Origin of the sequence: Lysobacter sp. Root690 (genome assembly GCF_001427785.1) — a bacterium.
GTDB lineage: Bacteria > Pseudomonadota > Gammaproteobacteria > Xanthomonadales > Xanthomonadaceae > Lysobacter.
On sequence record NZ_LMHM01000013.1, the window covers coordinates 38,644 to 45,705 of the forward strand.

A 7,062-nucleotide genomic window follows, 5' to 3' on the forward strand; every position below is an offset into this window, starting at 1 on the left:
GGCGTCGTGATGCGTAAGCCATCGTCGCGACCCGAAGGCGCAAAGTCAAAGCGCCCGCGGACTGCCGCTTTTACGACTCCCGATTCCCCATTCCCGATTCCCAGCCCTCAAAACTGCAACTGCGCCCGAACTTCCATCACATCCGGATCCCCCGACAACAGCCCCTTGTCCGCCTTGACCTGCACCCAGTTCGCCTGGAATTTGAAATGCGTGGTCAGGTACCAGTTCACGCCCAAGGTCAGATCGCGCTGCCGGCCACCGGCGATGCCGTCATCGTCTAGATCGAGCTCGCCGTAGCGCGCGAGCAGTTCGACCGCGCCATAACCATGCGCCGGTTTGATATTGGCGACGTTGTTGCCGGTGTAAGGCCGGGTTTCGCCGGTCAGCACCCAACTGCCGGTGACGTAGTAACCGTCGGCGGTGAAATCGCGCGCGCCGTTTTCGCGTTGCGCCGTGGCGCGCAGATACTCGGCCTGCACCGACCACGGTCCGTCGATCCAAAGCGCTTCCAGGCCGTTGCGCAGCACCTTGTCGGTGTTGCGCAGGCTGCCCGAATCGACCAGCCGCACCGCGGTCAGGCCGTTCATCGGCCGCGCGCGGAAGCGGGTGGACGGGCCGAAATACGCGCCGCGTCCATCGGTGAAACCGTGCGGGTTTTCGACCGATGCGGTCAGGCCCAGATGCACGACATGATCCTTGTCCTTGACCGGCGTCCACACCGCGCGTCCGGCCGCGGTGGTGCCGGGGTTGTCGCCCTGCAGGTCGTGACCGAAGAAATACGCCGCGCTGACCGCGTAACGCGGCCGCTCCATCGACCATTCCACGCCGGTGCGGCGGGCCTGATAGATCGCCTGCGACGCCGCCGACAATTCGATCATGCTGCCGCTGCGCGACGCCGCCACGCTCTCCATGCTGACCGGGGTCTTGAAGTAACCCACGCGCAGCTTGCCGTAGTCGGCGCCGAACAAGGCCTTGGTCTCCATGCGCAGGGCGACGTCGAGCCAGACCTTGGCTTCGAAATCGAACACCGCGGTGAAGTCGTACACGTCCTTTTTCTTCAGGTTCACGCCGAACTCGCGGCGACGGAAATGGCCGTCGTCGGACAACGCGGTCGCGGCGGTGCCGTAGCCGTTGTCGCCGGAGAAATCGACCACGTCGTAAGCGACGTTGGCGGTGCCGGAAATCTCGGTGCCGTCGTCGAAGGTGTATTTGGTCGGCCAATCGTCGAAATTGGCGGCCAGCGCGCTACACGGCAGCGTGGCGGCCAGGATCGCGGCGGACAGGGCGAAGGCGAGGCGGTCGATACGGATCATCGGTCGGAACTCCAGGTCGTGACCGCCGTCCTGGCAGCAGGAAACCGCGCCGGGCGCAGCGCGCCCGGCTCGTGGTGATCAGGTTGGATGAGCCGGGCTGATCAAACCGCCCGGCGAAGCTGCGGCGGCGCTAGATCAGGCGGCTTTCTCGGCCAATGGCCCGTGGTGATCCGACGGCAGATCGTCGTCGAGATCGGTCGCGCTCGGCGGATTGGCCAGTTCGTGATTGAGCTTGTCGCGGTCAAGCTCGTTCTCCCAGCGCGCGACCACGATCGTCGCCACGCCGTTGCCGATGAAGTTGGTCAGCGCGCGCGCTTCGCTCATGAATCGATCGATGCCGAGGATCAGGGCCAAGCCCGCGACCGGCACCGACGGCACCACGGTCAAGGTCGCCGCCAACGTGATGAAGCCCGCGCCGGTGACGCCCGAGGCGCCCTTGGAGGTCAGCATCGCCACCATCAGCAGGGTCAGTTCCTGGGTCAGGGTCAGATCGACGCCGAGCGCCTGGGCGACGAAGATCGTCGCCATCGTCAGGTAGATGTTGGTGCCGTCGAGATTGAACGAATAACCGCTGGGCACGACCAGACCCACCACCGACTTGGAGCAGCCCAGGCGTTCGAGCTTGCGCATCAGCGGCACCAGCGCCGATTCCGACGACGAGGTGCCCAGCACCAGCAGCAGTTCGTCGCGGATGTAGCGGATGAAGCGCAGGATGCTGAAACCGGTGAAGTGCGCGATCGTGCCGAGCACGATCAGGATGAACAGCGCGCAGGTCAGGTAGAAGCTGCCCATCAGCTTGGCCAGCGGGCCGAGCGAATCCACGCCGTACTTGCCGATGGTGAAGGCCATCGCCGCGCCGGCGCCGATCGGCGCGAGCTTCATGATCATGCTCATCATGCCGAAGAACACCTTCGACACCGCTTCGAGCAGGTCCATCACCTTCTCGCCGCTCTTGCCCATGTGCAGCAGGGCGAAGCCGAACAGCACCGCCATCAGCAGCACCTGCAGCAGATCGCCGTTGCCGGTGAAGGCATCGGTGAAGGTCTTGGGGATGATGTGCAGGATGAAATCGACGGTGCTCTGGTCCTTGGCCGCGGCGGCGTATTTCTCCACCGCGCTGGCGTCGAGCGTGGCCGGGTCGACGTTGAAACCGGCGCCGGGCTTGAGCGTGTTGACCACCACCAGGCCGATCACCAGGGCGATGGTCGAAACCACTTCGAAATACACGATCGCCTTGACCCCGACCCGGCCGACCTTCTTCACGTCGGACACGCCGGCGATGCCGAGCACCACGGTCAGGAAGATGATCGGCGCGATCAACATCTTGATCAGCGAGATGAACCCGTCGCCGAGCGGCTTGAGCTTGACCGCGATGTCCGGGAAGAAGTGCCCGAACACGCCGCCGAGCACGATCGCGCCCAGCACCCACAAGTAGAAACGCGAACCGGACTTCTTCATGGGCGGGATTCCTGTACTCGTACGACGGCGAAAAGGGTGGGGAAGGGAGCTGCGTTCGGGTGCGCGACGACGGGCATCAGTCGCGATCGATGGTCGAATGCTTGCGCGTGTCGGGCATGAAGAAATAGACCAGCAGCGAACAGGCGATGCAGGCGCTGACGTACCAGAAGAAACCGCTCTCCATGCCGTGCTGCTTGAACTGCAGGGCGATGATCTCGGCGGTGCCGCCGAACAGCGCGACGGTCAGCGCATACGGCAGGCCGACGCCGAGCGCGCGCACTTCGACCGGGAACAGCTCGGCCTTCACCACCGCGTTGATCGCGGTGTAGCCGCTGACCGCGCCGAGCAGCACCATGATCAGGAAGAACGCTTCCAGCGGCGTCTGCGCATCGCGGATCCAATGCATCACCGGCACCGTCAGCACCGCGCCGAGCACGCCGAACGCGATCAGCAGCGGGCGCCGGCCGATCCGGTCCGACAGCGCGCCGATCAGCGGCTGCAGCAGCATGTACACGAACAGGGTCGAGGCGTTGATCAGGGTCGCGGTTGATTCACTGAACCCCGCGCTCAGGCTGAGGAACTTCAGCATGTAGTTGGAGTAGGTATAGAACGCCAGCGTGCCGCCCATGGTCAGACCGATCACGGTCAGCACCGCGCGCGGGTGCTGCATCAAGGTGCGCAGCGAACCTTCCTTGCGCTGCGGCGTGTCGCTGGCCTTGAGCTTGGCGAACGATTCGGTCTCGTGCATGTTGCGGCGCAGGTACAGCGCGACCACCGCGGCGACCGCGCCGATCGCGAATGGAATGCGCCAGCCCCACGAGCGCAGTTGTTCGTCGGTCAGCACGAACTGCTGCAGCACCACCAGCACCAGCACCGCGAGCAGCTGGCCCATGATCAAGGTGACGTAGAGGAAGCTCGACCAGAAGCCGCGGTGCTTGCTCGACGCCATTTCGCTCAGGTAAGTGGCCGAGCTGCCGTACTCGCCGCCGACGCTCAGGCCCTGCATCAAGCGCGCGGCCAGCAGCAGGATCGGCGCGAGCAGGCCGATGGTTTCGTAACCCGGGGTCAGGGTGATGATCAGCGAGCCCAGACACATCAACTGCACCGACAGCATCAGCGAGGCCTTGCGGCCATGGCGATCGGCGTAGCGGCCGAACACCCAGCCGCCGATCGGGCGCATCAGGAAGCCGACCGCGAAGATCGCCGCGGTCTTGAGGTTCTGGCTGAGCTTGTCGCCGCTGGGGAAGAACACGTGCGAGAAGTACAGCGAGAACGAGGTGTAGACGTACCAGTCGTAGTACTCGACCAGGTTGCCGACCGAGCCGGAGAAGATCGATTTCAGGCGTTGCCCCGGGCTCACGCTCGGGGCGCTGGGCACGGTGTCGGCGAGGGTGACGGCGCTCACGTTATGGCGGCTCCTGGGCAGCGAATACTGAAGATGCGAAAGCGGTTGTTGCGCTGGCGGTAACACCGAAACGGGCGTGGATGCTTTGCACGAACGGCTCGCGGCATGCGCAGGCAACGGCAAGGCAAGCGCAGGTCCCTGCGTTCGGTGCCGATAGTGGTCCGGGTCGCGGCGGCGACCAATACCACCTTAGGGTTAGGGGCGCTGTTCATCCGCGCCCGTTCGCCATCAGCGCGTCATCTGCGCCGCCCATGCTTCTCCGGATTTTTGCCCGAACTTCCCCCGGAGATTGCAATGAAGTACCCCCTTGCCACGCCCGCGCTCGTGCTGGCGATCTGGACCGCGCTGTCGACCTCGGCCGTTCACGCCGACCCGCGCGAGGCCGCGCCCGCGCCCGAGACCGCGCTCGACGGTGCCGCAGGCGAAGCGGCGGGCCGCGACGCGACCACGCTCGACGCGGTGTCGGTGATCGGCATGGGCGAGACCCGCCAGGTGCAGCGGGTCAAACTGGCGGATATCGAAAAGCGCGCGCCGGGCACCAGCCCGCAGAAGATCCTCAACAAACTGCCGGGCATCTCGGTGCAGTCCAACGACGCCTACGGCGCCAACGAGGAATCGCAGACCATCAGCCTGCGCGGCTTCAACCAGCGCCTGCTCGGCTACACCCTCGACGGCATTCCGCTCGGCGACAACAGCTACGGCAACTACAACGGCCTGGGCATCAGCCGCGCATTGATCGGCGAGAACCTGGCCGGCGCGGAACTGGCCGCGGGCATCGGCTCGCTCGGCACCGCCTCGACCAGCAACCTCGGCGGCACCTTGCAGTATTTCTCCTCCGATCCGCAGACCGAATTCGGCCTGCGTCTGGCCCAGACCTTCGGCAGCGACAGCACCCGCCGCACTTATGCGCGGCTGGACACTGGCGATCACGGCGGCTTCTCGATGTATCTGTCCGGCTCGCTGCTCAGCGCCGACATGTGGTCCAAGCCCGGCGACAATCAGGATCAGAACCAGGTCAACCTCAAGGCGCTGTATCAGTTCGGCGACGGCAACCGGATCAGCGCGTTCGTGTCCAGCGCCGAAACCAGTCAGGCCAACTTCGCTTACCTGTCCAAGGGTTTGCTGTCGCGCGGCTCGGGTTGGGACTGGAATCTGTACAAGCCCGATTGGCAGCGCGCGCTCGCCGCCGCGTACTGCGCTCCCAAGCCGTGGCCGGCTAATCAGCACCGCGCCGGCGATCCACGCTGCGGCTTCAGCGGCCCGGCGGCGACCATCGACGATGCCTACTACGCCAGCCGCGCGCTACGCACCGACCATTTGGCCGCGCTGGCCGGCGAGTTCAATCTCGGCGAAGGCCTGACGTTGAAGTCACAGGCGTATTACCACGACGACCGCGGCCAAGGCCATTGGTGGTCGCCGGGCAATTACTCGTATCCGAACACGCCCAAGGCGATCCCGATCTCGATCCGCAGCACCAACTACGGCATCAACCGCTACGGCGCGATGAGTTCGTTGGCCTGGGAAATCGGCAACCACCGCATCGAAGGCGGGTTCTGGTACGAGAGCAACCACCACGACGTACAACGCAATTTCTATTTCATCGAAGGCCCGGTCAACGACGACCGTTTCCTCAACGATCCCGATCGTCGCCTGTTCTTCCAGAAGTACCGCATCAACACCCGCCAGGCGTATCTGCAGGACACCATCAGCCTGCTCGACGGCCGCATGACCGTGGACGTCGGCGCCAAGAGCACCCAGGTCGACATGCGCGCGCGCCAGGTCGATCCGCGCGCGATGGAAGTGCCCAATGCGAGCGGGCGCCTGGAAACCAAGGACAGCTTCCTGCCGCAGCTCGGCGTCGGCTACAAACTCGGCGAAGGCCAGGAACTGTTCGCCGCCTACACCGAAAACGTCGCGGCCTTCGTCGGCGGCGGCGCCGGCGGTCCGCTGGCGATCGGCCAGGCCGCGTTCGACGTGCAGAAGGCCAGCCTCAAGCCCGAATCGTCCAAGACTCTGGAAGCCGGCTATCGTCGCGTGGGCGAGACCTACCAGGCCTCTTTCAGCGTCTACAAGGTCAAGTTCGACAACCGCCTGCTGTCGTTGAACCCGTGTTCGAGCATCGAAGCCGGCACGCGTCCGGAGTGCGTCACCCAGTTCTTCAACGTCGGCTCGGTCGACAGTTTCGGCAGCGAGTTGGTCTTCATCTGGAAGCCCACGGCGCAGTTCGAGTGGTACAACGCGCTGTCGTGGAACAAGTCGACCTATCAGGACAACTACATCGACAGCGGCAAGGTCGTGCAGACCCGCGACAAGCGCGTGGTCGATGTGCCAGACAAGATGCTGTCGAGCGAGCTGAGCTATCGCAGCGGGCCGTGGTTGGCGAGCGTGAGCGGCAAGTACACCGGCAAGCGCTATTACACCTACACTAACGACAATGGGTTCGGCGGTTCGACTCAGTTCGACGCGGCCTTGCGCTACACCTTCGAGCCGATGGGGCCGTTGCGGCAGTGGTCGATTGCGCTCAATGGCAGCAATCTGACCGACAAGCGCACGGCCAGCAATCTGACGGCGTTCAGTGCGTCGGATCCGCAGGGGAAGGCGTTCGCGTTTCATGCCAATGCGCCGCGGCAGGTATTTTTGACGATCGATGCGCAGTTCTGATTTGGATGGGTTCGTAGCTCGCGACTGGTGATTCGAGCGCGTCGTAATCTGCGCCGTGGCCGGGTTTGCGCGGTCGCGGCTTGCGCCGCTCCTACAGGTAGGCCATGTCGCTTCGGCTCGAGCTCGAAGCCGCGCAGTTCTTCCAGCGCTGCGAAGCCGCTGACTCGCGAGAACAAAAGCACACCCGTAGGGCGGCGCACATGGATGTGCGCCGTGCGCCACCGA

Annotated in this window: 4 protein-coding genes; 1 reads left to right on the forward strand and 3 read right to left on the reverse strand. The window is 64.7% G+C overall.

Going from position 1 to position 7,062, the window contains the following annotated elements; translation table 11 throughout:
- Window positions 1–107 precede the first annotated feature (107 nt).
- The 3 genes from ASD86_RS12230 to ASD86_RS12240 all read right to left on the reverse strand — a co-directional run bounded on the left by ASD86_RS12230 (window position 108) and on the right by ASD86_RS12240 (window position 4,176).
- The gene (locus ASD86_RS12230; protein ID WP_056112631.1) at window positions 108–1,310 is read right to left on the reverse strand and encodes a porin; all 1,203 of its coding nucleotides are present in this window, start codon (window positions 1,308–1,310) and stop codon (window positions 108–110) included.
- A 138-nt stretch (window positions 1,311–1,448) separates the two neighbouring features.
- Window positions 1,449–2,771, reverse strand: a complete 1,323-nt coding sequence (locus tag ASD86_RS12235) for a dicarboxylate/amino acid:cation symporter (RefSeq protein ID WP_056110803.1) — start codon at window positions 2,769–2,771, stop codon at window positions 1,449–1,451.
- Window positions 2,772–2,847: 76 nt separating this feature from the next.
- Window positions 2,848–4,176 (reverse strand): MFS transporter, encoded by a 1,329-nt coding sequence (locus ASD86_RS12240; RefSeq protein WP_056110804.1) that lies wholly within the window; start codon window positions 4,174–4,176, stop codon window positions 2,848–2,850.
- Window positions 4,177–4,470: 294 nt separating this feature from the next.
- Here ASD86_RS12240 and ASD86_RS12245 point away from each other — a divergent pair, with 294 nt between their 5' ends.
- Window positions 4,471–6,837: a TonB-dependent receptor gene (locus ASD86_RS12245; RefSeq protein ID WP_056110806.1), complete on the forward strand. Its 2,367-nt coding sequence runs from the start codon at window positions 4,471–4,473 to the stop codon at window positions 6,835–6,837.
- The last annotated feature ends 225 nt before the right edge of the window (window positions 6,838–7,062 follow it).

Bases quoted from the DNA above. Each gene is read 5' to 3' on its own strand.
- ASD86_RS12235 (WP_056110803.1), bottom strand. From the start codon at position 2,771: ATGAAGAAGTCCGGTTCGCGTTTCTACTTGTGGGTGCTGGGCGCGATC.
- ASD86_RS12245 (WP_056110806.1), top strand. From the start codon at position 4,471: ATGAAGTACCCCCTTGCCACGCCCGCGCTCGTGCTGGCGATCTGGACC.